At 37.6% G+C, this 26,102-nt stretch carries 21 protein-coding genes; 10 read left to right on the top strand and 11 right to left on the bottom strand.

Annotated features, from left to right (window positions below; all coding sequences use genetic code 11):
* Window positions 1-15 precede the first annotated feature (15 nt).
* Window positions 16-2,199, top strand: a complete 2,184-nt coding sequence (locus tag DHD80_RS01165) for a response regulator (RefSeq protein WP_251739050.1) — start codon at window positions 16-18, stop codon at window positions 2,197-2,199.
* Here the strand turns inward: DHD80_RS01165 and DHD80_RS01160 are convergent.
* Both DHD80_RS01160 and htpG read right to left on the bottom strand, forming a co-directional pair.
* The gene (locus tag DHD80_RS01160) at window positions 2,196-2,993 is read right to left on the bottom strand and encodes a DUF6503 family protein (protein WP_251739049.1); all 798 of its coding nucleotides are present in this window, start codon (window positions 2,991-2,993) and stop codon (window positions 2,196-2,198) included. The two genes, DHD80_RS01165 and DHD80_RS01160, sit on opposite strands and share 4 nt — an antisense overlap.
* 95 nt (window positions 2,994-3,088) lie before the next feature.
* Window positions 3,089-4,978 (bottom strand): molecular chaperone HtpG, encoded by a 1,890-nt coding sequence (gene htpG / locus DHD80_RS01155; RefSeq protein WP_251739048.1) that lies wholly within the window; start codon window positions 4,976-4,978, stop codon window positions 3,089-3,091.
* 204 nt (window positions 4,979-5,182) lie between these two features.
* Here htpG and DHD80_RS01150 point away from each other — a divergent pair, with 204 nt between their 5' ends.
* From DHD80_RS01150 to DHD80_RS01140, 3 genes are all read left to right on the top strand, one after another.
* On the top strand, window positions 5,183-5,854 hold the full coding sequence (locus tag DHD80_RS01150) for a TetR family transcriptional regulator C-terminal domain-containing protein (RefSeq protein WP_251739047.1): 672 nt from the start codon (window positions 5,183-5,185) through the stop codon (window positions 5,852-5,854).
* A 9-nt stretch (window positions 5,855-5,863) separates the two neighbouring features.
* Window positions 5,864-7,171, top strand: a complete 1,308-nt coding sequence (locus DHD80_RS01145) for an AarF/ABC1/UbiB kinase family protein (RefSeq protein ID WP_251739046.1) — start codon at window positions 5,864-5,866, stop codon at window positions 7,169-7,171.
* A 280-nt stretch (window positions 7,172-7,451) separates the two neighbouring features.
* Entirely contained in the window at window positions 7,452-8,462 is a 1,011-nt protein-coding gene (locus DHD80_RS01140; protein ID WP_251739045.1) for a beta-ketoacyl-ACP synthase III, read from the top strand.
* Here the strand turns inward: DHD80_RS01140 and DHD80_RS01135 are convergent, their stop codons facing one another.
* The 3 genes from DHD80_RS01135 to DHD80_RS01125 form a co-directional block, all read right to left on the bottom strand.
* Window positions 8,463-8,672, bottom strand: coding sequence for a hypothetical protein (locus DHD80_RS01135; protein WP_251739044.1), 210 nt, complete (start codon window positions 8,670-8,672; stop codon window positions 8,463-8,465).
* Entirely contained in the window at window positions 8,665-8,910 is a 246-nt protein-coding gene (locus DHD80_RS01130) for a DUF2007 domain-containing protein (protein WP_251739043.1), read from the bottom strand. Before DHD80_RS01130 ends, DHD80_RS01135 begins: the two co-directional genes overlap by 8 nt.
* A gap of 71 nt (window positions 8,911-8,981) precedes the next feature.
* On the bottom strand, window positions 8,982-9,707 hold the full coding sequence (locus DHD80_RS01125; protein ID WP_251739042.1) for a hypothetical protein: 726 nt from the start codon (window positions 9,705-9,707) through the stop codon (window positions 8,982-8,984).
* A gap of 179 nt (window positions 9,708-9,886) precedes the next feature.
* Between DHD80_RS01125 and DHD80_RS01120 the strand changes: the two genes are divergently transcribed.
* The gene (locus DHD80_RS01120) at window positions 9,887-10,468 is read left to right on the top strand and encodes a DUF4136 domain-containing protein (protein ID WP_251739041.1); all 582 of its coding nucleotides are present in this window, start codon (window positions 9,887-9,889) and stop codon (window positions 10,466-10,468) included.
* Between the two features lie 54 nt (window positions 10,469-10,522).
* Here DHD80_RS01120 and pheT read toward each other — a convergent pair whose 3' ends face one another.
* Complete coding sequence (gene pheT / locus DHD80_RS01115) at window positions 10,523-12,949, bottom strand: phenylalanine--tRNA ligase subunit beta (RefSeq protein ID WP_251739040.1); 2,427 nt, start codon at window positions 12,947-12,949, stop codon at window positions 10,523-10,525.
* 281 nt (window positions 12,950-13,230) lie between these two features.
* Complete coding sequence (gene recG / locus DHD80_RS01110; RefSeq protein WP_251739039.1) at window positions 13,231-15,330, bottom strand: ATP-dependent DNA helicase RecG; 2,100 nt, start codon at window positions 15,328-15,330, stop codon at window positions 13,231-13,233.
* Window positions 15,331-15,453: 123 nt separating this feature from the next.
* Between recG and DHD80_RS01105 the strand changes: the two genes are divergently transcribed.
* From DHD80_RS01105 to DHD80_RS01095, 3 genes are read left to right on the top strand one after another with little or no spacing between them, the layout of a single operon-like run.
* Window positions 15,454-17,568, top strand: coding sequence for a M1 family metallopeptidase (locus DHD80_RS01105; RefSeq protein ID WP_251739038.1), 2,115 nt, complete (start codon window positions 15,454-15,456; stop codon window positions 17,566-17,568).
* Window positions 17,569-18,471 (top strand): patatin-like phospholipase family protein, encoded by a 903-nt coding sequence (locus tag DHD80_RS01100; RefSeq protein WP_251739037.1) that lies wholly within the window; start codon window positions 17,569-17,571, stop codon window positions 18,469-18,471.
* A complete protein-coding gene (locus DHD80_RS01095) occupies window positions 18,471-19,394 on the top strand; it encodes a patatin-like phospholipase family protein (protein ID WP_251739036.1) in 924 nt (307 codons plus the stop codon). The genes DHD80_RS01100 and DHD80_RS01095 overlap by 1 nt, the downstream gene beginning before the upstream one ends.
* On the opposite strand, the gene DHD80_RS01090 is transcribed toward DHD80_RS01095, so the two are convergent.
* From DHD80_RS01090 to DHD80_RS01075, 4 genes are read right to left on the bottom strand one after another with little or no spacing between them, the layout of a single operon-like run.
* Window positions 19,378-19,899, bottom strand: coding sequence for a hypothetical protein (locus tag DHD80_RS01090; protein ID WP_251739035.1), 522 nt, complete (start codon window positions 19,897-19,899; stop codon window positions 19,378-19,380). The two genes, DHD80_RS01095 and DHD80_RS01090, sit on opposite strands and share 17 nt — an antisense overlap.
* A gap of 12 nt (window positions 19,900-19,911) precedes the next feature.
* The gene (locus DHD80_RS01085; RefSeq protein ID WP_251739034.1) at window positions 19,912-21,507 is read right to left on the bottom strand and encodes an FMN-binding glutamate synthase family protein; all 1,596 of its coding nucleotides are present in this window, start codon (window positions 21,505-21,507) and stop codon (window positions 19,912-19,914) included.
* A gap of 1 nt (window position 21,508) precedes the next feature.
* On the bottom strand, window positions 21,509-22,780 hold the full coding sequence (locus DHD80_RS01080) for an amidohydrolase (RefSeq protein ID WP_251739033.1): 1,272 nt from the start codon (window positions 22,778-22,780) through the stop codon (window positions 21,509-21,511).
* A 9-nt stretch (window positions 22,781-22,789) separates the two neighbouring features.
* Complete coding sequence (locus tag DHD80_RS01075) at window positions 22,790-23,332, bottom strand: DsrE family protein (RefSeq protein WP_251739032.1); 543 nt, start codon at window positions 23,330-23,332, stop codon at window positions 22,790-22,792.
* A 146-nt stretch (window positions 23,333-23,478) separates the two neighbouring features.
* On the opposite strand from DHD80_RS01075, the gene DHD80_RS01070 reads away from it, so the two are divergent.
* Together DHD80_RS01070 and DHD80_RS01065 are read left to right on the top strand one after the other, a co-directional pair.
* A complete protein-coding gene (locus DHD80_RS01070; protein ID WP_251739031.1) occupies window positions 23,479-25,800 on the top strand; it encodes a UvrD-helicase domain-containing protein in 2,322 nt (773 codons plus the stop codon).
* 71 nt (window positions 25,801-25,871) lie between these two features.
* Window positions 25,872-26,084, top strand: coding sequence for a DUF2945 domain-containing protein (locus DHD80_RS01065; protein ID WP_251739030.1), 213 nt, complete (start codon window positions 25,872-25,874; stop codon window positions 26,082-26,084).
* Window positions 26,085-26,102: the final 18 nt, after the last annotated feature.

Raw genomic sequence — 26,102 nt, 5'->3', positions numbered from 1 at the left:
TTCACGTGCATCTCTATGGCACAGAATTCTAAGCCTGTTTCTAACGACAGTCTTAAAAATCTGTATACTTCCATTGATGATGATCTCTCTGGTTTACGATATCAGCAAGTAGTACAGAAATCCCACGATCTTATAAATCTTGCCAAAGCTGCGGAAAATAATTATTATATAGCCTATGGCTATATTCTTTTAGGACATGCCTATATAGATCAAAGGGATTCTACCAGGGCAAGGCAAAATTATGAAGTAGGTTTAGACTATGCCCTAAGGACTGAAAATAAACCTGAAATACTCATTGCCAGTTATAACAATCTTGGAAATATTTATTCTGAAATTCCGGAAACCCGGCAAAAAGGGATAAATTTTTATAACAAAGCCTATGAAATAGGGAAACAAATTGAGGAACCTTCAGAAATGCTGGTACCTAAAAGTAATATCGCCTGGACTTATATTGATATGGAACGATATGAACTGGCGCGAAAACATATTCTCGAAAGCCTCGAACTTGCAAAAAAGGTTACCGATGAAAATGGTGATCCTTTTTTCAATCCGTACATAATTTCTAATCTATATACCCTTAACGGAAGATATTTTAACAGTCAGAAACAATACGATTCTTCCAGGTATTACTTTGAAAAATCTATTGAATTAGCTGAAGAGGATACCCTGGTGTTGAACTTAAGTGATACTTATTTGAGATATGCCAATGCTTTGAAATCCCAGGGTGATTATGAGGCTGCTTTGGAGGCGTTGGAGCACCACAATAAATATAACTCCAGGATTTTCGAAAAGGAAAAATTAAAAGAAATTGAAATTGCTAATGCAAGGTTTAATATAGATGAGTTTAAGAAGAACCTGGAAATTGCTAAAAGAGAAAAAAAATATCAGGATCAAATAATAGCAAAAGGCAAGGAGAAAGTGGTGGTGATGGTACTTTCTTCTATAGTACTTGTGTTTATTTTATTTTTTCTGAATCGTGTAAATGGTGATAAAAAGAAGCTTATCGATAAGCTGAAGCATAAAAACAAACAGTATAAACATGCAAAAATTCAAGCGGAAAAATTAACCTTATTAAAAACTAAATTTTTCAGTACCGTGAGTCATGAGATTCGAACTCCGCTATATGGGGTAATTGGAATTGCTTCATTATTGATGGAAGATATCAGTTTAAAAAAGCATCAAACAGATCTTCGCTCCTTAAAGTTTTCTGCAGATTACCTATTAGCCTTGATCAACGATGTACTCCAAATGAATAAGATGGAATCTAATGAAGTTAAGTTAGAAGATGCATCCTTCAACCTCCAGGATTTGATCAATGGTATTTTAAATAGTTTTGAATTTACCCGAATTCAGAATAAAAATGAGATCAACATTGAAATTGGGGATAAGGTTCCCCTGTTTTTAATTGGAGATCCTGTAAGGCTTTCCCAGGTCTTAATGAATCTGGTGGGGAATGCCATGAAATTTACCGAAAGAGGCACTATTTCCTTACGCACTGTTTTAAAAGATATGGATGAAGATGAGGCTGTCATTCGTTTTGAAGTACAAGATAATGGACCTGGAATTCCGCAGAGTAAGAAAAAGATCATATTCGAGGAATTTTCCCAGCTAAAGTCCAATAACTATAATTATCAGGGAACGGGACTTGGTTTGCCTATTGTGAAAAAATTACTGCTCTTATTTAATTCGAAGATTGACTTGCAAAGCGAAGAAGGTGTTGGCTCAACTTTTAGTTTTGAAATAAAATTTAAAATAGACAAAACGGCTAGCCTTGCGATTCCACAAAAAACCAGTGAACCTGTTATAGATCCATCAACTCCGGGTAAAATCCTGATTGTTGATGATAATAGGATTAATCAGGTAGTTACTAAACGCATCCTGGAAAAGAAAAACTTCGAATGTGAAGTTGCCGGAGATGGTGAAAAAGCAGTAGAATTGGTAAAATCAGGAAACTATGACCTGGTCCTTATGGATGTAAATATGCCGGGCATAAGTGGCCTGGAAGCTTGTATGCAAATTAGAAAGTTTAATGAATCTATTCCGGTTGTAGCATTAACAGCGGTCGAGGTTGATGAAATACGCCAAGAAATTCATGCTGCAGGGATGAACGATATTATTGTTAAGCCCTATGATGTTCAGTATTTCTATCAGATTATCTATAAATGCATTACGAATAAGCATCATGCGGCTCAGGCCTAATCTATTTTTTTTGCATTTTCAGGTATATTGAAATATTCCTCCTTCATTTCTGAAAATTTGATGTTGCTAATTTTAGCTTCACCAATTTTATCTTCCAATCCGTTTTCGAAATTCCAGTTGTGAAAACTCCAGGTATGGGCAAAAGGAATATTATTGATATTTTGATAATCGCTATAAACGATCGCATGCGGATTTTTCTCTGCCTCATCTTTAGCCGAAGAAAATGTAACAATATAGGCAGCTGCTTTCAACATTTTTGTTTCAGGATCCTGATAAACCATGTACCAGTCATCAGGCGAATCACCTGTACCGCTCTCGAAAGTCAATTTGGAAACAGGATATTCCATACTATCCAGTTTCATCTGGGTTTCTTCAGCCCATACAGTTCCGGGATCAGTTAATTTGAAAGGAATAGAGAAAAAGTAGGACCAGGTGAAAGCATCAAATCTTGCTGAATTTTCATCTATTCCTTCAGGTATCGCATACATATTCGAGCCATCAAAAATAATCTGGGTACTGTCATTTTTTACCACTTTGATTTTGGATGAATTAGGAGTTTGAAATATACGGGCATTTAATCTACTGTTTCCATTGAACGTAAGATTAATGTCGAATGAGACCACATCCTTTTGCATGTATGCGGCTTTATGATGAGCTTTCTCAATATTTTCAGAAAAAGTCAAAACTTTGTTTATACTATCCTTCTCAATTTCCGCAGCTTCTGAACTTTCAATTTTATCATTTTTACAGGAAATAAATAGAATTGATAATAAAAATAAATAGTGAATTTTCATTTTAATTTTTTTGTAAAAGTAGTAAACTGAATTTTATTCATAAAAAAGCCGCCTGCATCCAACAGGCGGCTAAATATTCAAATTATAAATAATTTTTATTTGACCATTTCAAAACTTCTTTTGATAAAAGCGGTAAGTTCTTCACCCTTCAGCAGGTTTTGAGAAAGCCTGGCAAGATCCAGCGCCTGTTTAATAAGTCGTTGTTGTTTCTTTTCAGTCTTCGTGTTTAAAATGGTACCAATTAATTCGTGGTTGGTATTTACGACCAGATTGTACATTTCTGGCATATTGCCCATTCCAAACATTCCGCCACCGCCGGTTTGCTGCATTTCTTTCATTCTACGCATAAATTCGGGTTGCGTGATGATGAGTGGAGAAGAATTGCTGTCCATAGCTTCCAACTGTATAGAATATTTTTCTGAAGGGATTACTTTTCCAAGATCAGTTTTTAGCTGCTCTTTTTCTTCATCAGAAAGTTTGGAGATTTCCTCTTCATCTTTCTTGATCAAATTGTTTACATGATCTGAATCTACCCGCACAAAAGAGATTTTCTCTTTAGAAGTTTCCATTTTCTGCAATAGATGGGACACGATTGGAGAATCTAATAGCAAAACAGTATAACCTTTATCTTTTGCCGCTTCGATATAGCTATGCTGCTCATCTTTATTGCTGGCATAAAGAATAACCAAATTACCATCCTTATCAGTCTGCTTTTCTTTAATCTCATTTTCCAGTTCCTCGAAAGTGTAAAATTTCCCATCGGTTGTTGGATACAAGGCGAATTTTTCAGCTTTTTCGAAAAATTTATCTTCCGTAAGCATTCCGTACTCGATGACGAGCTTTATATCGTTCCATTTCTTTTCAAAATCTTCACGATTATTACTGAATAAACTCTTTAGCTTATCAGCAACTTTTCTAGTGATATAGCTGGAGATTTTCTTAACCGCGCCATCTGCCTGTAGATAAGACCTGGAAACATTCAATGGAATATCAGGTGAATCGATCACACCTCGAAGCATGGTAAGGAATTCAGGAACAATGCCTTCCACATTATCGGTTACATAAACCTGATTCTGATAAAGCTGGATCTTATCCTTTTGCACATTCATGTCCTGGCCCATTCTTGGGAAGTAAAGGATTCCGGTAAGATTAAAAGGATAATCTACATTTAGATGAATATGAAATAAGGGATCTTCAAATTGCATAGGATACAATTCCCTGTAAAACTCTTTGTAATCCTTATCCTCAAGATCTGTTGGTTGTTTTGTCCAGGCCGGTTCAGGATTATTAATAATATTATCTACAGTCTCGGTTTCTGGTTTTGCGTCCTTTTCAGCATCTTCCGGTAGGGGAAGCGTTTCTTCTTTAGTTCCAAATTTAATGGGAACTGGCATAAATTTGTTATACTTACTTAGGAGCTGCTCGATCCTGTGATCTTCCAGAAATTCTTTCTCGTCGTCATTTATATGAAGAATGATCTCCGTACCATGTTGCTCCTTATCACCTTCAGTTAAGGTGAACTCGGTCGTACCTTCGCAAATCCAATGTGCGGGTTTGGAATCTTCCTGAATAGATTTGGTTTTAATTTCCACTTTATCGGCTACCATAAAGGCAGAATAGAACCCAAGACCAAAATGACCAATAATCCCACTATCCTTAGCAGAATCTTTATATTTTTCAAGAAATTCTTCAGCTCCTGAAAAGGCTACTTCATTAATATACTTTTCTACTTCTTCCATGGTCATCCCAATTCCCTGGTCGATCACATGAAGGGTTTTATTTTCCTTGTCAACTTTTACTTCTATAACAGGCTTTCCGTATTCCACGGTAGTTTCTCCCAACCTGCTAAGATGTTTTAATTTTAAAGTTGCGTCTGTCGCATTCGATATAAGCTCTCTCAAAAAAATCTCATGATCACTGTAAAGAAATTTTTTGATGAGCGGAAAAATGTTTTCTACTGATACATTTATTTTTCCGGTTGCCATAATTATATTTTTAAATTTTGATTCGTACTCTATATGGCAAAAAAAGTACCATTAGCAAACCGCTGACAAACTGACATTCACTGTAATTTTTTAAGAATATTTCGTCTAAGCTACAGCAGATTAAAAAGGTGTTTAACAAAGTTTTGTTTATTGTTTTTTCAAATATTTTAAACAATAGGTTAAATTTGATAAAGAGAAAGAATTATGGCGAAGACAACCTCCAATAGTAAAGTTAAAGCAAAGCCAGATAGCGATGCGCTCATTGCAGCTTATATGGATTATGTGCTGGTCAATGAAAAAACCCCAAAAAGTGTGTATAAATTCTCAAAGGATAACGGTATCACTGAACAGGATTTCTATCAATACTTCGGAAGTTTTGAAGGTTTAAGAAAAGAAATCTGGGTACGGCTTTTTCAGAATACGCTGAACGTGATTCAAAAATCTAAAGAGTACAAGAATTTTGATAACAGGGAAAAGCTACTCACCTTTTTTTACACCCTTTTTGAAGTGCTGACTGCCAATCGTAGTTATATTTTATATGCACTTCATGATCATGATACTCCCTTGAAAAATCTGGCGGAACTGAAAAATTTCAGAAAACATTTAAAGCTTTATGCAAGAGACCTTATTGAAGAAGGCAATATGAACAAGACAGCTCAGTTCCTAAAACAGAGTGAAACTATTTTTTCAGAAGGCGTCTGGATTCAATTTTTATTCCTCCTAAAATTCTGGATGGATGATAATAGTGCCGCCTTTGAAAGTACTGATATTGCCATCGAAAAATCTGTAAATACGGTTTTTGATGTTTTTGATAATACACCCCTGGAAAGGTTAGTAGACTTCGGAAAATTTTTGTGGAAAGAACGAATGGCTTAATATAAATTGATGAAAACTATTGATAAAATACCTACCGGAAAAATTGGGAGAACTTCAAAAATGGTTAAAACCGGGGTGAAAATAGGAGGGAATTATCTTAAATATTATAGTAAAAAAGCCTTTAATTCTAAGCTTACGCGCGATGAACTCGATAATGATAATGCTGAGGATATTTATGACGGCCTAAAAAGCCTAAAAGGAAGTGCTTTAAAGGTTGCACAAATGCTTTCTATGGAGAAGAGTTTGTTGCCGAGTGCTTATGTGGAAAAATTCAGTTTATCACAGTTTAGTGTCCCGCCGCTATCCGCGCCGTTGGTTCGAAAAACATTTAAAAAATATAATGGAAAATATCCTGAGGAATTATACGATACGTTTACTCCCAATTCCGTAAATGCTGCGAGTATTGGGCAGGTGCATAAAGCAACGAAAGGTGGAAAGGAACTGGCGGTAAAGATTCAATATCCCGGAGTTGCAGACAGTATAAGTTCAGATCTTTCGATGGTTAAACCTATTGCCATTAAAATGTTTAATCTGCAGGGAAAAGATTCAGAAAAATATTTTAAAGAGGTGGAAGGAAAGTTGCTGGAAGAGACTGATTATATATTGGAATTAAAACAGAGCAAAGCGATTTCTGAAGCCTGTCATAATTTGCCAAATATCAAATTCCCTAAATATTACCCTGAATTGTCCAGTGAGCGCATTATTACGATGGATTGGATGCACGGGGTGCATCTATCAGAATTTGTAGATGCTAAGGCGAGTCAGGATTTGAGAAACAAGATCGGACAGTCCCTATGGAATTTCTATATGTTTCAAATTCATGGTTTGAAGGAAGTCCATGCCGATCCTCACCCCGGGAATTTTCTGATTGATGAGCAGGAAAATCTTATCGCCATCGATTTTGGGTGTATCAAAAAGATTCCGGAAAGTTTTTATGGACCCTATTTCTCATTAACTAACAGGGAGAAATTGAATGATGCTGCCTATTTTGAAAAGAGACTTTTTGATCTTGAAATTTTAACTGAGAAAGATACAGTAAAAGAGATAGCGTATTTTAAGGAGATGTTCTATGAAATGTTCCTCATGTTCTCAACTCCATATCAAAAGGAAAAATTTAACTTTTCTGATCCCGATTTTTGGAATCATTTAACCAAATTAAGTGAAAGTTATTCCCAGGATCCGGAACTAAGAAAGATGAATGGGAACCGTGGCAGTAAACATTTTTTATATATGAGCCGAACGTTTTTTGGACTGTATAATTTGCTCCATGATCTCGAAGCAGAAGTTGATATTAATGAATTTAGAGAGTATCTCTAGATGTTGATTTATTGGTTAGGTTGTGAAAAAGTAGAATGGAGCCCTAATAACACTTTGCTTTTTCAATAGAAAGCCCTGCACTTCGTAGGGCTTTCTATGTTTTTAGAATATGGGTATTGCCATAATTCCGTTTTAAGTTTCTTAAACAGCATATTTTGTTTAGCTGAAATTTTCATTTTTTTTAAAAGATTTCTGAAATTAAACTTTAGTATATTACGTGCTGAATTTATTGAATGTTCAGTTTTTGAATGAAATATTCTCAATTACACAATAATCTTCTATGTATCAAACAAAAATCGCCGGTTTAGGCAAATATGTTCCAGAAAATATAGTGACCAATGATGATCTGTCCAAAAAGATGGATACTAATGATGAATGGATCACCGAGAGAACCGGTATAAAAGAAAGAAGACATATTAAAAAAGGGGATGGCAACTCCACAGCCGTCATGGGCGTAAAGGCGGCTAAAATTGCTTTAGAACGTGCTGCGATTTCAAAAGACGATATAGATCTTATTGTTTTTGCCACCCTAAGCCCAGATTATTATTTCCCCGGTTGCGGTGTTCAGGTACAGGAAATGTTAGAGATTGATACCTGTCCCGCCTTAGATGTTCGTAACCAGTGTAGCGGTTTTATCTATGCGCTCTCCGTGGCCGATCAATTTATAAAAACAGGCATGTATAAGAATGTCCTGGTCATTGGAAGTGAAAATCATAGTGGCGGGCTCGATTTTACTACACGGGGAAGATCGGTTTCCGTAATTTTTGGCGATGGGGCAGGGGCCGCAGTTTTGACCAGAAGTGATCATAACGGGCAGGGAATTCTCTCCACACATTTACATTCTGAAGGAAAACATGCGTTGGAACTATCTCTTAAAGGACCCAGTACCAATTACTGGGTGCCTGAAATCATTGCAGATAATCCCCAGGGAGATGATATTCCTTATTATCCCTATATGAATGGGCAGTTTGTGTTCAAAAATGCCATTCAGCGATTTTCTGAAGTGATCAATGAAGGTTTGCAGGCAAATGGTTTGGACGTAGATAACATTGATATGTTAATTCCCCATCAGGCAAATTTGAGGATTTCACAATTTGTTCAGCATAAATTTAAACTGAGTGATGACCAGGTTTACAATAATATTCAAAAATATGGAAATACCACTGCGGCATCTATTCCCATTGCTTTAACTGAAGCCTGGGAAAATGGTAAAATTGAAGATGGGGATATTCTGGTGCTTGCTGCTTTTGGCAGTGGGTTTACCTGGGGAAGCGCCATCATTCGCTGGTAATTAAACTCCGCGAAAATATTTATAAAGATCATAGATCCCCAGAATGATAAATGCAATGGCCAGCACCAGGCTAAAGGTATCAATTTCGGGTTCATTTAATTTTTGATAGGTCCTATAACTACCATAACCTAGAAAGGCAATTCCCAGAACAAGATTCCAGATATTTCTTTTTTTAGGTTCTTCTACTTCTAATTCTTGTTGGTTATCCATTGGGGTAGTCTTCAGGAAAAGTATCCATCGCTATTTTTTTAGCTTTCGTATACTCTTCATTTAATACAAAAAGTTGAACCTGGCCGGGCAATCCGCCCCCAAATCCTGCACGTAGCCCCGAATCAAAATCGTTACGGACTCGTGAACTTATTTTTTCTTTATTGAATAGATCCTGTAGGAATTGTACGTTCGTTTCAGGACCGGTATAAATTCTTTTATAATCTTTTTCTTCGCTCATAATCCTAAATTTACTTCTAAAATACGAACAAGACTCAGGATAGCGTCAGCATTTAAACTGAAATTAACGTTCTAAGCATTGTAAAGCTTACTATCCCAGATTTCAGTATTAAAATTTTTCCCATTTTTGAATCCGTAGAAAATTGCAATTCCGGCAATTGCTTTAAAGATAAAAAAGAAAATCATCAAAAATTGAGCGGTAGTTTGATTTTGACTGAACATTCCTTCAGGAACCAGCAAGGCACAAAGAAAACTTATCGCCAGAAGCAAAACGATGAAATTCTCAAGCGATTTATAAGGCCACATGAGCATTTTTCTGAAAGGATGAAGGTCATTGCCCCATTTATGGATTAGATAATAATAGTCATTGCCAATAGGCGCAAAAAGCAAAGGATCGTCTGCATTCTTCAGTTTAAAAAGTTTTGAAGGCGCCACAATTTTAAAAGCTTTAAGTTGAGTGTCATGAATTTTTTCAAGTGATTTGATTTCTATTAGCACTTCATAAGGTAAATCACCTTTGAAATACCGGCTATCCAGAAAGCGCAATCGATAATCGACGCAAATCTTATAAATATCATTAAGATGGAATACACGCTGATAGTCTAAATGATCAATATTGAAATTATTAACCTTTATAGAATGTCCCGATTCAATCTCGTTCAGAATAACCTGATCTTTTTGATCATTCTGAAGAATGATTTTTTCGATTATCCTCATGAGATCCTTTTCTGTACTGTGGCGGTCCCGTAATTTGGTGAGTTTTTTTTGAACGTTGGTTCGGGGAAGTTTCAACTGCATAATCAATTTCTTTAACCTCACTAAAGTATCAAATAAAGCTGATAATAACAACGATGAATCGCTAGTTGTTTTTGTTTTTAAGCATATATAATTCCCAATAGCCGTTAAATAAAAGTAAAATAACTTAAAACCTTTTGAGAAGCCCTGCTTTACAAGTACATTTCAATAAATATAATGTTATGAAAAATTTGAAAATAATTGCACTGTTTGCTTTTGCCTCATTCATTCTTACTTCCTGCGGTTCCAGTGGGCCTTCAGCAAAAGACGATGCGAAGAAATTAAGCAGTTATAATACCTACGCATATATCCCGAATAAGGATACCATCCTGAGCCGTGATTATGATAATGACGCCATTCAGAAAACGATCATTTCTACGATCGATGCGAATATGAAAGAAAAGGGATATCAGTTAGATAAGGTACAGCCAGATGTTTTGGTGTATGTACATACCATGTTCGATGATAAGGTTGCCGTAAATGCCAATCCTGTTTACACGAATTATTCTTATTACCGTCCCGGATTTTATATAGGACCTTATTATAAGAATAACATTTATGAGAATTATTTTACCATTCAGCGTATCAATGGCCCACGAGTTAATCAGGTTCCGTTTAAGGAAAGAACGATCGTGATCGATTTTATCGATAGAAAGACCAATGAGATCTTATGGAGGGGGACCACCAATGAAAACATTGAAAAGAAAAGGATAGATCGGGAAATTAGAGATTATATAGATGAAATTTTCAAGAGTTTTCCATAAACTGAAAAGCAACAAAAAACCGGCAAATTTGCCGGTTTTTTATGTTATAAATTCTTAGCGTAATTCGGCATTAAGTTCTTGTTCGAACCTATACTGAAGTTTGCTCATTAATTTATCTACCTGTTTATCTGTGAGAGTTTTATTTTCATCCTGAAATATAAAACTTACCGCATAACTTTTCTTTCCTTCCGGAAGATTTTTACCCTGATAGACGTCAAAAAGGTTCACCTCTTTTAGTAATTTCTTTTCCGTCTGTAGGGCAATAGTTTCAATCTCCGCATAGTTTACTTTTTCGTCAAGAAGCAAAGCAAAATCCCTTCTGGAACTGGGGTACTTTGGAATGGAGGTGACAATTTTTTTCTTATTCTGAAGTAATTCCAAAATTGCTTCCCAGTTAAAATCGGCATAGATCACTTCCTGATCGATATCAAAATGCTTGAGAACCGATTTTTTTACTGTTCCAAATTCCACTAATCTCGATTTTTTAGAATTGTACTCAATACCTTCAGAAAGCACCGAGCTTTTCGTCGCCTTTGAGCTGAAAGATGTGATCCCGACTTTCTGAAATACGGAATTAATTACACCCTTGGCATAGAAAAAGTTCTCCTGGGATTCATTTTCCGTCCAGCTTTCTGCTTTTTTAGGCCCGGAAGTAAACAACGATAAATGCTTGTTTTCAATCCTTCCGCTTGAATACGAATGATAGGTTTTCCCGAATTCGAAGATCTTGATATTTCTTCTTTTTCGGTTAATATTATAGCTAATGGTTTCCAAACCTGAATACAATAGACTCTGTCTTAATACGGAGAGATCCTGGCTTAAAGGGTTCAGCATCTCCACCTGATATTCAGCGTTAATATCTTCGCTTAATTTGTTGTAGGTTGGGGTAGTTAGCGAATTGGCCATCGTTTCATAAAATCCCTGTCCCACCAGTTGTACCGCTATTAAATTCTGAATCTTGTAATCTTCGAATTTTGAAGAATTCGCTACGGAAAGGCTTAATTTATCACCAACTTTTATATTGTTATACCCATAAACCCTAAGAATTTCCTCAATCACATCAGATTCGCGCTGTACATCTACGCGAAAGGAAGGAATAGTCAGACCCATCCCGGTTTCGGTAATATTATTTACCCGAATGTCCAGGGATGCCAAAATTGATTTAATCGTTTCTTCTGCAAGATTTTCCCCAATGAGTTTATTCACCTTTTCAAAGGTTAGGAACACCTGAAAGTCTTCAATCTTTTTAAAATAAAGATCATCAACATCGCTGGTAATTTCTCCGCCGGCAACTTCTTTAATGAGCAGGGCCGCCCTTCTTAGCGCATATTCTACAGAATTGATATCAATTCCTCTTTCAAACCTAAAAGAAGCATCGGTATTCAGTCCATGTCTTTTAGCCGTTTTACGAACACTAACCGGGTTAAAATAGGCACTTTCCAGGAATATGGAAGTAGTTGCTTTGGTCACCCCACTATTCAATCCCCCAAAAACCCCGGCAATACAAAGCGGTTTTTCAGCATCACAAATCATGAGATCTTCTTCGCTCAACTCTCTTTCAACTTCATCGAGCGTAGTAAATTTTGATCCTTTTTTAAGGGTCTTAACCTGAATCTCATTTCCTGCGATCTTGGCGGCATCAAATGCGTGAAGGGGTTGTCCCAACTCATGCATCACATAATTTGTAGCATCTACGACATTATTTTTAGGATTGATACCAATGGCCTTTAACCTGTTTTTTAACCATTCCGGAGAATCTTCTATTTTAAGGTCAGATAGGGTTACGCCGCAATATCGTGGGGCAAGATTAGAATCTTCAACTTTGATCTGAATTTTCAGGCTTCGGTTGTCTGTATGAAAACTGCTTACTGATGGAGTGATCAACTCCAGATTTTTACCGTTCTGTTGATAACCGGCTTTTAAATCTCTGGCAACGCCCCAGTGGCTCATCGCATCAGCGCGATTAGGGGTAAGGCCAATTTCAAATATTTCATCATTTTCAACTTCAAATAAATCAGCTACCGGTTTTCCCGGCACTAAATTCTTATCCATCACCATAATACCTTCATGGCTCTCTCCAAGACCCAGTTCTTTTTCAGAACAAATCATTCCATAACTGGATTCGCCGCGAATTTTTCCTTTTTTGATTTCCCAGCTTTCGCCATTTTCGTCATAAAGCATGGTTCCAATTGTGGCAACCGGCACTTTTTGACCTGTGGCTATATTTGGCGCACCGCATACAATTTGTACAGCTTCGCCATTCCCAAGCTCAATTTTGGTAAGGTTCAGCCTATCTGCATTGGGATGTGATTTACACTCCAGAACATGGCCTACCAAAACGCCTTTCAAGCCGCCTTTTACACTGCTAAAACTTTTTATACCTTCAACTTCAAGTCCAAGATTGGTAAGTAATTTACCTGTTTCTTCAGCATCTTGGGGTAACTTAATGAATTGCTTCAGCCAATTGTATGAAATTTTCATATCTCCTTTTTTCAGGCAGCAAAGATAGTATTACCAATTTTTAAAGCATAATTATCTTGAAGAATTAGAACGGAATAAAAACTGGCTGAGGTTTCAACTAGAATTTCTGTGTAGAAGGTAACCCGGTGAAATGGAATAAGGTGGGTAACAGTTAAAAGTAGAAATATCCACCAGAATGTATCCTACATTCTTTTAAAAGATCAATATTAAATGTAAGGGATTATAGAGTGATTGTAGGATAATTTTTACTTGAAATCTCGCTTTTTAACCTATAATAAGGGTTAACTTATATAATTCCAAATAGTTTTATTTTTTACCAAGCGTGAATATGCTTGTTTTATAGCGGTATTTTTTTCCATGGAAAGATTTGGGTCTTCTTTTAAAATCTTATTTGCATAATTCCTAGCCGTCTGAAGAATGGAATTATCTTTAACAATATCAGCGATTTTAAGGGTTAAGACACCGCTTTGTTGGGTTCCCATTAAATCCCCGGGGCCGCGTAATTTCAGGTCTACCTCCGCAATCTCGAAACCATCGTTGGTAGACGTCATTGTTTCCAGTCTTGTTTTACTATCGTTCGACAACTTGTGGCTGGTCATCAAAATACAAAAGCTTTGTTCAGCGCCTCTTCCTACACGACCTCTAAGCTGGTGCAATTGAGATAATCCGAAACGTTCCGCACTTTCAATAATCATAACACTGGCATTAGGAACATTTACCCCAACTTCTATTACTGTTGTTGCCACCATGATTTGAGTTTCTCCACACACAAATCTGTCCATTTCGTAATCTTTATCTGCAGGTTTCATTTGCCCATGTACAATAGAAATTTGATTTTCCGGGAATGCTCTGGCAATACTTTCGTACCCATCCATTAAATCTTTATAATCCATTTTTTCCGATTCCTGGATTAACGGATATACTATATAAATCTGCCTTCCTTTTTCAATCTCTTCTTTAATAAACCTAAAAACTTTTAGACGATTGCTGTCAAATCTATGCACTGTTTTTATCGGTTTTCTTCCCGGGGGTAACTCATCAATAACTGAAATATCAAGGTCGCCATATAAGCTCATGGCAAGGGTCCTTGGGATAGGTGTTGCCGTCATCACCAGAACGTGTGGGGGAGTGGTATTTTTGTTCCAGAGTTTCGCCCTTTGCGCAACTCCAAAACGGTGTTGTTCATCGATAATCGCAAGCCCCAAATTTTTGAATTTCACCTTATCTTCCAGTAGCGCATGGGTGCCGATTAGGATGTCTATTTGCCCATTTTCTAATTTTTGATGAATTTCCCTTCTCCTTGAAGTTTTGGTTGATCCAGTTAATATATAAACACTGGTTTTCAAATTATTACATAACTCTATAATTCCATTGTAGTGTTGGACTGACAAAATTTCAGTTGGAGCCATCAGGCAGGCCTGGAAACCGTTGTCAAGTGCTATAAACATGGACATTAGAGCGACAATAGTCTTTCCCGAACCTACATCTCCCTGGAGTAAGCGATTCATTTGTGCACCACTGCCCAAATCTGCTCGAATTTCTTTGATGACATTCTTCTGTGCTCCGGTTAATTCGAAGGGTAAATGTTGCTTATAAAATGTATTAAAATTCTCTCCAATTTTATCAAAATTGAAGCCCTTGATTTTCTGTTTGTGAAGTATATTTTTTCTTAATAATTGGAGCTGGATAAAAAATAATTCTTCAAATTTTAATCGAAATTGTGCCTTCGCAAGCAGCTCCTGGTTTTTCGGAAAATGGATATTAAAAAGGGCTTCAGATTTTGTTATCAATTTCAGATTCCCAATCAATTCCGCATTAAGGCTTTCTGAAAAATTTAAACCGGTTTGCTGCAAAACTTCCTGCATCAATTTCATAATTACCCGGTTGGTAATTCCTTTTTTTTGCAATAATTCTGTAGAAGGATAGATGGGTTGCATCGCCGGTCTTAAACTTTTTTTGTAGTCTTCCAGTTTTTCTAATTCCGGATGGGGCATACTGAAAGTGCCATTAAAAAAATTTGACTTTCCGAAGATTACATAAGGAGTATTTAATTGAATATTTTCCCTAATCCATTTATGACCACGAAACCAGACTAATTCCATTTTTCCTGTTTCATCGATAAAATCTGCAACTAAACGTTGACCCCGCTTTTGTTCAATTGCTTTAAGATGTACGATTTTACCAATAACCTGTACTTCCGAAGAGTTCTGTTGTAAATCTTTTATTTTATAAAAACCAGTTTTATCAAGATATCGATTAGGAAAAAAATTGATCAGATCTCGATAGGTACGAATATCGAGTTCCTTTTTTAGCGTCTCTGCTCTATTTGGGCCAACCCCTTTTAAGTATTCAATAGGTGTTTGCAGAAGATTCTGATTCATATAAACGAAGATATTAAAACCCTAGAATATAAAAATGTCTCTAACGAACTAAGGACTAATGAAGAATTTCCAGTTAGGCAAACGGCAATTTTGTATTTTGCAGGAATTATTCGAATTTGTAGTATGCGTAAATCGTTTATCTTTTTACTTCTAATTTCCATTCTTCCCCTGCAAGCTCAGGAAATACTTAAGTCCCAGTCTAATTGTTTTGATTTTACCAGGTTGGACGCTGTAGTTAAAATCAGGCCGGAGATAGGCGAAGTTACAGGCGAATTGAATTACTTTTTTGATGTGCTACAAGATAAGGATACATTATTTTTAGATGCAAAAATGATGGAATTTGGTGATGTTTTGCTCAATGGGGATGAGGTTAATTTTTCAGCAAACGACCAGTTTTTATTTATAATTTCAGATTTTTCCAAATCTCAAAATAATCGGCTTGCTATAAATTATGCGGCCAAACCAACTTCTGCAATGTATTTTATAAATTGGGATATTCCTTCTTCTCCTGAAACCAGACGGCAGGTTTGGACGCAGGGCCAGGGAAAATCAAATTCCAATTGGATCCCGAGTTTTGACAATCTTTCAGAAAAAGTTGAATTCGACATAAGTTATGATTTTCCGGTAGGTTACCAGGTGATTGCCAACGGTATTTTAAAGTCCCGGGAAAAATTAAATGATTCTTTGGTGCGCTGGTCTTTTGATATGGCTAAGCCTATGAGCAGCTATTTAATAGGAATGGCTGCCGGCAAATACTCGAGTGTCACGAGAACTTCAACTTCCGGTGATGCGATGGAACTTTACTTTTTACCTGAAGATGAATCTAAGGTTGAGCCTACTTACAGGTTTTCTGAAAGAATATTTGATTTCCTTGAAACTGAAATTGGTATCCCTTATCCCTGGCAGAATTATAAACAAATTCCTGTATTAGACTTTTTATATGCCGGGATGGAGAATACGGGAGCTACGCTATTTTCCTCTTCTCTGGTTGTAGATTCTATCGCTTATAATGATCGCAATTATATTAATGTAAATGCCCATGAATTAGCGCATCAATGGTTCGGGGATTATGTAACCGAGAAAGATGGAAAAGATCATTGGTTACATGAAGGTTTTGCTTCTTATTATGCATTATTGGCGGAAAAGGAAATTTTTGGAAGCAATTATTATTATTGGAAATTATATCAGACTGCAGAGAAATTAAAGGAACTGAGCGATAAAGGTAAAGGTGAGGCACTGGTTCGATCTGGTGGATCCTCATTAACATATTACGAGAAAGGGGCCTGGGCCTTGCATATTTTGAGGGAACAAATTGGGGATGCAGCTTTTAAGGCGGGCATTAAGAATTACCTTCAAAAATTTGCTTACAAAAATGTATCCACGGCCGACTTTTTAAAAGTAATGCGGGAAACCTCGGGAGAGGATCTCGCCCAGTTTGAGGCGGACTGGTTAAAGCAATCGGCTTTTAAGGCTGATATCGCCCTGGAATCTTTGCGTAAATCAACCTTTATCGAGAATTATTTAAATCTGGCTGCACTTAAAAAATATCCGCTGGAGGAAAAATTTGAATATTTAAACGCTGCTTTGGAATTCCCGGTAAACGATTATTTGGGCCAGGAAGTAGTGCATCAAATTGCCGGTTATAATTCACCTCAGGCCATCAGTTTATTGAAAAAAGCTTTTAACTCCAATAATTTGTATGTGCGACAAAGCATTGTGATGGATGTTGAAAATATTCCGCAACAATTAAAGCCTGAATTTGAAAGTTTACTCAATGATGAATCGTATTTAACCCAGGAAGCTACCCTTTATAAATTGTGGCAAAATTTTCCTGAAGATCGTTTCAGTTATCTGGATAAAATGAGGAATAGCATTGGTTTTTTCGAGAAAAATGTGCGCATGCTCTGGCTAACTTTAAATCTGGTTACGCCAGATTATGAAACCGAAAACAATTCCGGTTACTATAAGGAATTAGTCGCATATTCCTCTCCGGTCAATTCTTTTGAGATTCGCCAAAATGCTTTCAGTTATCTTTATCAAATTGGAAGTTATTCTGAAGAGACCTTGTTGAACCTTTTAGATGCAAGCGTTCACCCAAATTGGAGGTTTAGAGACTATGCCCGAAAAATGATGGACGAATTGCTGAAAGATGAAAAATATAAACAGCAACTAATTGAAGTTTCTGAAGGGCTGGATGAAAGAAAAGCTACTTATCTTAATTCAAAAATAAAAGCATAGATGCGCGCTCTGGTAATTTCTGGTGGAGGAAGTAAAGGAGCGTTTGCCGGTGGGGTAGCACAATACCTTACAGAAGTTTTAAATCGTGAATATGATTTATATTTGGGGACTTCAACCGGAAGCCTACTTATCTCTCATATGGCCCTGGATAAGGCGGAAAAGGTGAAGAAAGTATTTACCTCTGTAAATCAGGATAGTATTTTCAGCAATAGACCGTTTATGATCAGGAAAAAGCATGGTCATGATAACATAAGTATTAACCATTTTAAAGTGTTGCTGAATTTTTTAAAAGGAAGTAAGACCTTTGGGGAAAGTGAAAATTTAAAAAAACTTATTTCTGAAACTTTTACGGAAGAGGAATTTGAACAACTTAAAAAATCACATAAAGATGTTGTGGTGACCGTTTCAAATCTCTCCCTTAACGAGGTGGAATACAAATCGATCAAAGATTATGAGTATGAGGATTTTGTGGAATGGATCTGGATTTCGTGTAATTATACGCCTTTTATGAGTTTGGTTACAAAAAATGGATGTGAGTATGCCGATGGGGGTTTGGGCTCCATGGTGCCCATTGAAGAAGCTATAAAACGTGGCGCGACTGAAGTTGATGCGATCATTTTACAAACTGAAGTCACCTATTTTAACCGAATGCCTTCCAGAAATGTATTTTCCTTAATTACGAATTTATTTAGCTATATGCTGGATAGGATCGAGACCCAAAATATTAAAATTGGAAAATTCGCTGCGGCCAACAATGATGCGATCATTAATTTTTATTATACCCCAACGATCCTCACCACAAATTCACTGATCTTTGACGAGACAAAAATGATCCGCTGGTGGGAAAGCGGATTTGAATTCGCTAAATTGCAGAACAAGGAGTTGAACGAAATTAAACCTTAATGCGTGCACTTGTAATATCTGGTGGCGGAAGCAAAGGTGCTTTTGCGGGCGGAGTTGCCCAATATTTAATTCAGGAGAAAAAGAGAAATTACGATCTTTTTCTGGGTACCTCAACCGGAAGTTTACTTATTCCGCACCTTGCCGCCGGCAATCTTCAGAAAATTTACGAAATCTATACCAACGTTTCCCAGCGTACCATTTTCAGTATCAATCCATTTGTGGTAAAGAAAAAAGAAGGTAGGGAATACGTGACCATCAATTATTTCAATATGTTCTGGCAATTTGTGAAAAAGAAAAGAACATTTGGGGAGAGTAAAAATTTGAGAAGGAATATCCGGAAAAACTTCACCCATGAAGATTTTGCTAATTTAAAAGGTAAAGTGAAAGATGTAGTGGTGACCGTTTCGAATTTGTCTAAAAACAGGGTGGAATACAAATCCATTCACGAATTTGAATATGATGATTTTTGCGACTGGATCTGGATTAGCTGTAATTATATTCCGTTTATGAGCCTGGCAAATAAGGATGGTTTTGAATATGCCGATGGTGGTCTTGGCTGCGTGGTGCCCATTCGGGAAGCAATTCGCCGCGGCGCTACCGAAGTGGACGCCGTTATCCTGGAAGCTGAAAATATGGAATATAATAAAGTCCTGGGCCGAAATCCATTTTCATTGATGCTCAATCTCTTCGGCTTTTTACTCGACCAGGTAGAATATCACGATATCGTGGAAGGTAAACTTGCCGCGCTCAATAAAAAGGTAAAACTGAATATTTATTATACCCCTACAAAACTTACTGAAAATTCTCTTGTTTTCAATAAGGTAGCCATGAAACAATGGTGGCAGGAAGGTTTTGAATATGCTGAAAAAAAGGAATTGGAAAGAAGATCTTCCCGTTCTTCCTGGTTTAAGTTAGGTTTCTAACTTCTTTTTTAATAAACCCTAAAGCAGCATCTGAAGGAGTTTGTTTTTCCATTAGCGTCTTTAGAATAGTTTCCCTAAGATCATTAGCTGAATTTACATTTTCTGAAGCTGCAACTTTTCTTATCATAGCAATAGTGGCGTTTTTTGCAGTCTTGATATAATCCCAACAGTCACTTGAAATATAGATTTGCTGGGCAAGATTATGTTCAAATTCCTGTTCGATACTGGCAATGAGTAAACTCGCATAAAGATCGGCTTCATCAGAATTTGGTTTTATCCTGAAGAGTAATTTGCCCGGGGATATTCTTTCCAAAAATAAAGCAAGTCTTTCGTAAGCCTGCAATTTTAAGGGTAAAGCTGTTTTTTGATTTTCTTTATGTAAAAGAAACCTTCTTCTTGCGTCTTCATTTTTCATGTAAGTATGAAAAAAATAGAATGAAATTGCGCCTACAATAAGGGCGGGTAAAATGGCAATTAGGAAGAATGTATAATCGGGTACGTTCATTTGTTAAAAAAATTAATGGATAGCGTCTTCTGTTTGTCTAAGTTTTTCAAGATTAAGATTGCCGCCAATATGGGGACAATCCACAAAATCTTGATAGGATTGGAAAGGTACTTCAACTTTACTATATCCAAAAGTCTCCTGGAGGGTTTGTGCCAGATTTTTGTCACTCAAATTAATGTCGGCATCGGTCATTTTAAATTGTGAAGGATGCTCATATCCGCAGGCATGGGTGATTTGCAGTAACTCTTTTCTAAACTTTGTAAAGTAAAAGTTGGCCCGCATCGCTTTATCATTAATGTTAATACCCGCCTGCAACCATTTGTTCTGAGTGGCCACACCCGAAGGGCAGGTGTTGGTATGGCAGCTTTGCGCCTGGATACATCCCACGCTCATCATCGCTTCCCGGGCTACGTTAATACAATCTGCACCAAGGGAAAATGCCATGGCCGCTTTTGCCGGAAAGCCGAGTTTTCCCGAGGCCACGAAGACAATCCTTTCCGTTAGCTGATGTTTTTTGAAAACCTTATATACATCTGTAAAGGCATAGATCCAGGGAAGGGATACATGATCTGCAAAACTTGGTGGTGCGGCACCGGTTCCGCCTTCCCCACCATCAATAGCAATAAAATCGGGACCGTGATCCCTTTCTTTCATTTTCTCAGCCAGTTCTTCCCATTCGCCCAGTTTGCCAATTGCCGATTTAATTCCTACCGGAAGCCCGGTGGCGCCGGCAATCTCTTCAATAAAGTCAAGCATCCCGTCCAGACCTTTAAATGCAGAATGATAGGCCGGTGAAATGACATCCTTTCCCATGGGAACATGCCTAATTGCAGAAATTTCTTTGGTTATTTTGGAAGCAGGAAGAACTCCACCTTTTCCGGGTTTCGCACCTTGTGAAAGTTTTAATTCTATGGCTCTTAATTGTGGATACTCTTCCACCATTTTCACCAGCTTTTCCATGCTGAAATCTCCATTCTCATCACGAACTCCAAAATATCCTGTTCCAATTTGAAAAATGACATCGGCACCTCTTTTGTGATAAGGGGAGAATCCTCCTTCACCTGTATTGTGATAAGATCCTGCCAGTTTACAACCTTCATTTAAAGAGGCGATCGCCTTTGCGGAAAGCGATCCAAAACTCATCGCGGAAACATTTATAATGGAAGCAGGTCTAAAGGGTCGCCTTCTTAAATTATATGCACCCATTACTTTTGCGCAGGGAATAAGTCCCGAGTTTTTTAAATTAGGATGGCCTGCCGGAAGTTGATATGGCAGCATGGCATTATTAATAAATACATAATGCGTGGAATAAATATCCTGATCGGTTCCGAAGCCTTCATAATTATTTTCATTCTTTGCTGATGCATAGATCCACCCGCGCTCCCTACGATTAAAAGGTAATTCTTCGCGGTTATTTGCAACGATATATTGTCGAAGTTCCGGCCCTATACTTTCCAGCATATATCGAATGTGGCCTACCACGGGAAAATTGTGTAGGATAGTATGCTTTCGGTTAAAAAAGATGTCAATAATTGCGATGAATACAAGGATTGCCAGGATCCAGGCCCACCAGGGAATTTCCCCCAAAAAAGCCAAAATTTCTTGCATATTAATTGTTGAGGTAATCTAATGTAAGCTGGGTCATTGTTTTTACTCCAAGCAAAAGTCCACTTTCATCGATATAAAAATCAGGAGTATGATGTCTGGTTGCTTCAGCATTTAAAGGCTGGCCTCCTAGAAAGAAATAAAGTCCCGGTACTTTTTCCTGGAAGAAAGAAAAGTCTTCGCCTCCTGTAGTCGCTTTGACCAGTTTTACATGTTCTTTTCCGGCAACCTTCTCCAAAGTGGGGAGCATTTCACTGGTAAGCTCAGGATCATTATAAGTGATCGCGGTGTTATTCTGAATTTCAATGCTAGCTTCTCCACCATAAGCTTTGGCAATGGCCGGAACCAGTTCGCGCATTCTTTCCAGTATTAATTTTTTGTTTTCGGGATCTAAGGTTCTCACGGTGCCAATCATTTCCGCAGTTTCAGGAATAATATTAAAACGAACACCACTGGTAATTTTTCCCACTGTAATTACGGCAGCAGATTCGGTTAATTTTGTATTTCTACTAATGATAGTTTGAAGGCCATCGATAATTTTTGCTGATATCAATATTGGATCAACCCCGGTCCAGGGTGCCGAGCCATGCGCCTGAATTCCTTTCACGTTGATGACAAATCTTTCGACTGCCGCCATGGTGCCTTCAGGTTTATAATTGATCGTGCCAACTGGCGTATCTGCAGAAATATGTAAACCAAAGATCGCGTCAACATCAGGATTTTTAAGCACACCTTCTTTAATCATCAAAGCAGCACCACCTTCTTCCCCCGGTGGCGGCCCTTCTTCCGCAGGTTGAAAAATGAATTTTACGGTTCCATTGATTTTGTCTTTATGCTGAGAAAGAATTTTAGCAACACCCATTAAAATGGCGGTATGCGTATCATGGCCGCAGGCATGCATCACGCCGGTTTTAGTGCCCAAAAATTCTGTGGTGACTGTAGATTTAAAAGGAAGATCCACATTTTCAGTAACCGGTAAAGCGTCAATATCGGCTCGTAAGGCAAGTGTCTTTCCGGGATGATCACCTTTTAAAATTCCCACAACGCCGGTCTTTCCTACTTCCGTAGTAGTTTCAATACCAAGACTCTTTAAATGGGCAGCAATTTTTTTCGCGGTTTCAAATTCCCGATTGGATAGTTCGGGATTTTCATGGAAATCCCTACGCCACTCGATCACTTTGTTCTCGATATTATTAAATTCTTTTTCAGGGATAGTGGTTTGTGCCTGTAAAATTCCTCCTAAAATTATGGAAGAAAGCAATAGTAATTTTTTCATATTCTGTATTTAAAAAGCGATTAACCTATAATTGTCATTTTGTAGCTGAACTAAAGCCGTCATGGCTGAAAGGGCGAATTGTACATCTTTATGCACCATCTCCTTATTGATCCCTTTGGCAGTAGCACTTTGGCCACAAACAATGATCTGGACATCGTTTTTAGCCAGCGCATCTAATAAAGGAAGGTTGGGATTGGAAGTTTGATCTTTAAAACGTTGAATATAATATTCGTTTAGTAAAAGGTCGTTGGGTGCGGCACCATGAACCACGATCGCTACTTTCATATTTTCCGGATGGACTCCGGCCTTTTCATGCATATTTAGATATCGAGCTACGGTTTCTATTAATTTATTCACTTCAGAAGCCTCAAAACTACGTCCCACATCGAAGACAACTTTCATATCATGTAAAGTATCTGTTTTAAAATCTGGTGATTCGATGGGAATGGTTTTTCCAAAATCCGGAATAAGATCTCCATTTTCAGGTTTCTGGGCATTTGTTATGAAGCTGCTTAGTGGAATTAGCATCAAAAGTAAAAATTTCTTCAGCATAGATCGGTAAAAATTCTGTGAGATTTTAAAGATATTAAAATTAAGGCAACCTGGGAATCGTGGATAGATTTGTTTACAAATGAAGCGCATTGGGGTTTAGTTTTAAGCTCATTTTAATTACCTTCCCTTTTCAAAAATTTAACGAATTGGAAGCTTATTTAGCCGGATTGAATGAAGCACAAATGGCGCCAGTGCTCCAAAAAGATGGCCCTATGATCGTGATCGCGGGTGCAGGTTCTGGAAAAACCAGGGTACTTACCATGCGAATCGCCTATTTAATGAGTAAAGGTGTAGATCCTTTCAATATTTTGTCCCTTACCTTTACCAATAAGGCGGCACGGGAAATGAAGAAAAGGATCGCCAGCATCGTTGGTAACAGCGAAGCTAAGAACCTGTGGATGGGAACTTTCCACTCCATCTTTGCCAAGATCCTAAGATTTGAAGCCGATAAGCTTGGCTATCCTTCAAATTTCACCATTTACGATACGCAGGATTCTCAAAGTGTCATCAGGGCAATTATCAAAGATATGCGCCTGGATAAAGATGTTTATAAATATAAACAGGTTTATAACCGCATCTCTTCCTATAAAAACAGTTTAATTACGGTAAAGGCATATTTCCAAAATCCTGAATTGATGGAAGCCGATGCTATGTCTAAGAAACCGCGTTTAGGTGAAATTTATAAGGCCTATGTGGAGCGATGTTTTAAGGCCGGAGCGATGGATTTTGATGATTTATTATTAAAGACCAATGAGTTGTTGAATCGATTCCCCGATGTTTTACATAAATATCAGAATCGTTTCCGCTACATTTTGGTAGATGAGTATCAGGATACCAATCATTCCCAATATTTAATTGTTCGTGCACTTTCAGATAAATTTCAAAATATATGTGTCGTAGGTGATGATGCCCAGAGTATTTACGCTTTCCGAGGAGCCAATATCAGTAATATTCTGAATTTTCAGAAAGATTACGACGAGGTGAAAATGTACCGGCTGGAACAGAATTACCGCTCGACCAAAAATATCGTAAATGCCGCGAATTCAATTATAGATAAGAATAAGACCAAACTCGAAAAAGTGGTTTGGACCGCCAATGATGATGGCGGGAAAATTATTGTAAACCGATTATTGAATGATGGGGAAGAAGGCAGGTATGTAGCAAGTTCAATTTTTGAGCATAGAATGCAAAACCAGATGAACAATGGTGATTTTGCAATTTTGTACAGGACCAATGCGCAGAGCAGGGCGATGGAAGATGCCTTGCGAAAACGCGATATTCCATACCGTATCTATGGCGGACTATCTTTCTACCAAAGAAAAGAGATCAAAGATGTTTTAGCTTATTTACGCTTGATCCTCAATCCCAAAGATGAAGAAGCTTTAAAGCGGGTGATCAATTATCCCGCGAGAGGAATCGGGCAAACTACCATGGATCGCTTAGCCATTGCAGCCAATCAACAGGGGGTTTCCATTTTTGAAATTATTCAGAACCACCAGCAATTAAATTTGAATATAAACAAGGGAACCCTAACGAAGCTGGAGAATTTCGTGAACATGATCAGGAATTTTGCGATCAGTAATGAAACGCACAATGCTTTTGAAGTTGCTGAAATGGTCACCAAGAAAACAGGGCTGGTACAGGAACTTAAAAAAGACGGTACTCCTGAAGGGATCGCGAGAATTGAAAATATCGAGGAATTACTCAATGGTATTCGTGATTTTGTGGAAGAGCAAAAAGAACTTGCTGATACTACCGGTTCACTTTCAGAATTTTTGGAAGATGTAGCCTTGGCTACAGATCTCGATAAGGACACTGGTGATGATGACCGGGTAGCTTTGATGACGATACATTTGGCGAAAGGTCTCGAATTTCCATTCGTTTATATTGTGGGCATGGAAGAAGATCTTTTTCCTTCAGCCATGAGCATGAACACACGAAGCGAACTGGAAGAGGAACGCAGGCTTTTTTATGTGGCTTTGACCCGAGCGGAAAAACAGGCATTTCTAACCTATACCCTTTCCAGATATCGTTGGGGTAAACTGGTAGATGCGGAACCAAGTAGATTTATTGAAGAAATAGATGAAGAATATCTGCAGAATATGGTTCCGACAGATAATTATAAATACAAACCCCTTATCAATACAGACATTTTTGGTGATGATGTAGATAGATCCAAATTGCGCCAGAATAAACCAAGGAGTGGAACACCGCCACCTTCGCATAAACCCTCGCCGGAACAGCTTCGGAAATTAAGAAAACTAAAGCCTCCTTCTGCAGAACCTGAAAAGGCCAGAAACACCTTAGATCTTTCCAAAGGAACAGAAGTGGAGCATTTACGCTTTGGAAGGGGTGTGGTCGTAAAACTGGAAGGTGTGGGAATGGACAAGAAAGCAGAGATAGATTTTGACGAGGGAGGAATTAAAAATCTTTTATTGCGCTTTGCAAAACTGAAGGTCATATCCTGATGTGTCGTTAAACTTCTGTTAGTACAAGTCGCCAAAAGGGGCTTTCTTTTTATCTTGAAGATAAAAAGCTTATGATCAGGAAAGGCACAAAAGTTAAGTGGAAATGGGGAAATGGAACTGCTGAAGGGGAGGTTACCGCTACTTATTCCAAAAAAATCACAAAGACCATAAAAGGCAGCGAAATTACCAGGGAAGGGGAAGAAGGTAATAAAGCACTTTATATAAAACAGGAAGATGGAAGTCGGGTTCTTAAATTAGAAAGCGAAGTTTCAAAAGCCGATTAATTACGTACCAATCAAAAT

This window comes from Gramella sp. AN32, from assembly GCF_023718305.1.
Taxonomy (GTDB): Bacteria; Bacteroidota; Bacteroidia; order Flavobacteriales; family Flavobacteriaceae; genus Christiangramia; species Christiangramia antarctica.
The sequence above is the reverse complement of the archived record's forward strand: the minus strand, read 5'-3'. Positions and strand labels throughout refer to the sequence as shown.

Bases quoted from the DNA above. Each gene is read 5' to 3' on its own strand.
- DHD80_RS01165 (WP_251739050.1), top strand. From the start codon at position 16: ATGGCACAGAATTCTAAGCCTGTTTCTAACGACAGTCTTAAAAATCTG.
- DHD80_RS01130 (WP_251739043.1), bottom strand. From the start codon at position 8,910: ATGAGCGAAGAAAAAGATTATAAAAGAATTTATACCGGTCCTGAAACG.
- DHD80_RS01125 (WP_251739042.1), bottom strand. From the start codon at position 9,707: ATGCAGTTGAAACTTCCCCGAACCAACGTTCAAAAAAAACTCACCAAA.
- recG (WP_251739039.1), bottom strand. From the start codon at position 15,330: ATGAATCAGAATCTTCTGCAAACACCTATTGAATACTTAAAAGGGGTT.
- DHD80_RS01160 (WP_251739049.1), bottom strand. From the start codon at position 2,993: ATGAAAATTCACTATTTATTTTTATTATCAATTCTATTTATTTCCTGT.
- DHD80_RS01090 (WP_251739035.1), bottom strand. From the start codon at position 19,899: ATGAACGTACCCGATTATACATTCTTCCTAATTGCCATTTTACCCGCC.
- DHD80_RS01140 (WP_251739045.1), top strand. From the start codon at position 7,452: ATGTATCAAACAAAAATCGCCGGTTTAGGCAAATATGTTCCAGAAAAT.
- DHD80_RS01065 (WP_251739030.1), top strand. From the start codon at position 25,872: ATGATCAGGAAAGGCACAAAAGTTAAGTGGAAATGGGGAAATGGAACT.
- htpG (WP_251739048.1), bottom strand. From the start codon at position 4,978: ATGGCAACCGGAAAAATAAATGTATCAGTAGAAAACATTTTTCCGCTC.
- DHD80_RS01120 (WP_251739041.1), top strand. From the start codon at position 9,887: ATGAAAAATTTGAAAATAATTGCACTGTTTGCTTTTGCCTCATTCATT.
- DHD80_RS01150 (WP_251739047.1), top strand. From the start codon at position 5,183: ATGGCGAAGACAACCTCCAATAGTAAAGTTAAAGCAAAGCCAGATAGC.
- DHD80_RS01100 (WP_251739037.1), top strand. From the start codon at position 17,569: ATGCGCGCTCTGGTAATTTCTGGTGGAGGAAGTAAAGGAGCGTTTGCC.
- DHD80_RS01080 (WP_251739033.1), bottom strand. From the start codon at position 22,780: ATGAAAAAATTACTATTGCTTTCTTCCATAATTTTAGGAGGAATTTTA.
- DHD80_RS01105 (WP_251739038.1), top strand. From the start codon at position 15,454: ATGCGTAAATCGTTTATCTTTTTACTTCTAATTTCCATTCTTCCCCTG.
- DHD80_RS01135 (WP_251739044.1), bottom strand. From the start codon at position 8,672: ATGGATAACCAACAAGAATTAGAAGTAGAAGAACCTAAAAAAAGAAAT.
- DHD80_RS01085 (WP_251739034.1), bottom strand. From the start codon at position 21,507: ATGCAAGAAATTTTGGCTTTTTTGGGGGAAATTCCCTGGTGGGCCTGG.
- DHD80_RS01075 (WP_251739032.1), bottom strand. From the start codon at position 23,332: ATGCTGAAGAAATTTTTACTTTTGATGCTAATTCCACTAAGCAGCTTC.
- pheT (WP_251739040.1), bottom strand. From the start codon at position 12,949: ATGAAAATTTCATACAATTGGCTGAAGCAATTCATTAAGTTACCCCAA.
- DHD80_RS01095 (WP_251739036.1), top strand. From the start codon at position 18,471: ATGCGTGCACTTGTAATATCTGGTGGCGGAAGCAAAGGTGCTTTTGCG.
- DHD80_RS01145 (WP_251739046.1), top strand. From the start codon at position 5,864: ATGAAAACTATTGATAAAATACCTACCGGAAAAATTGGGAGAACTTCA.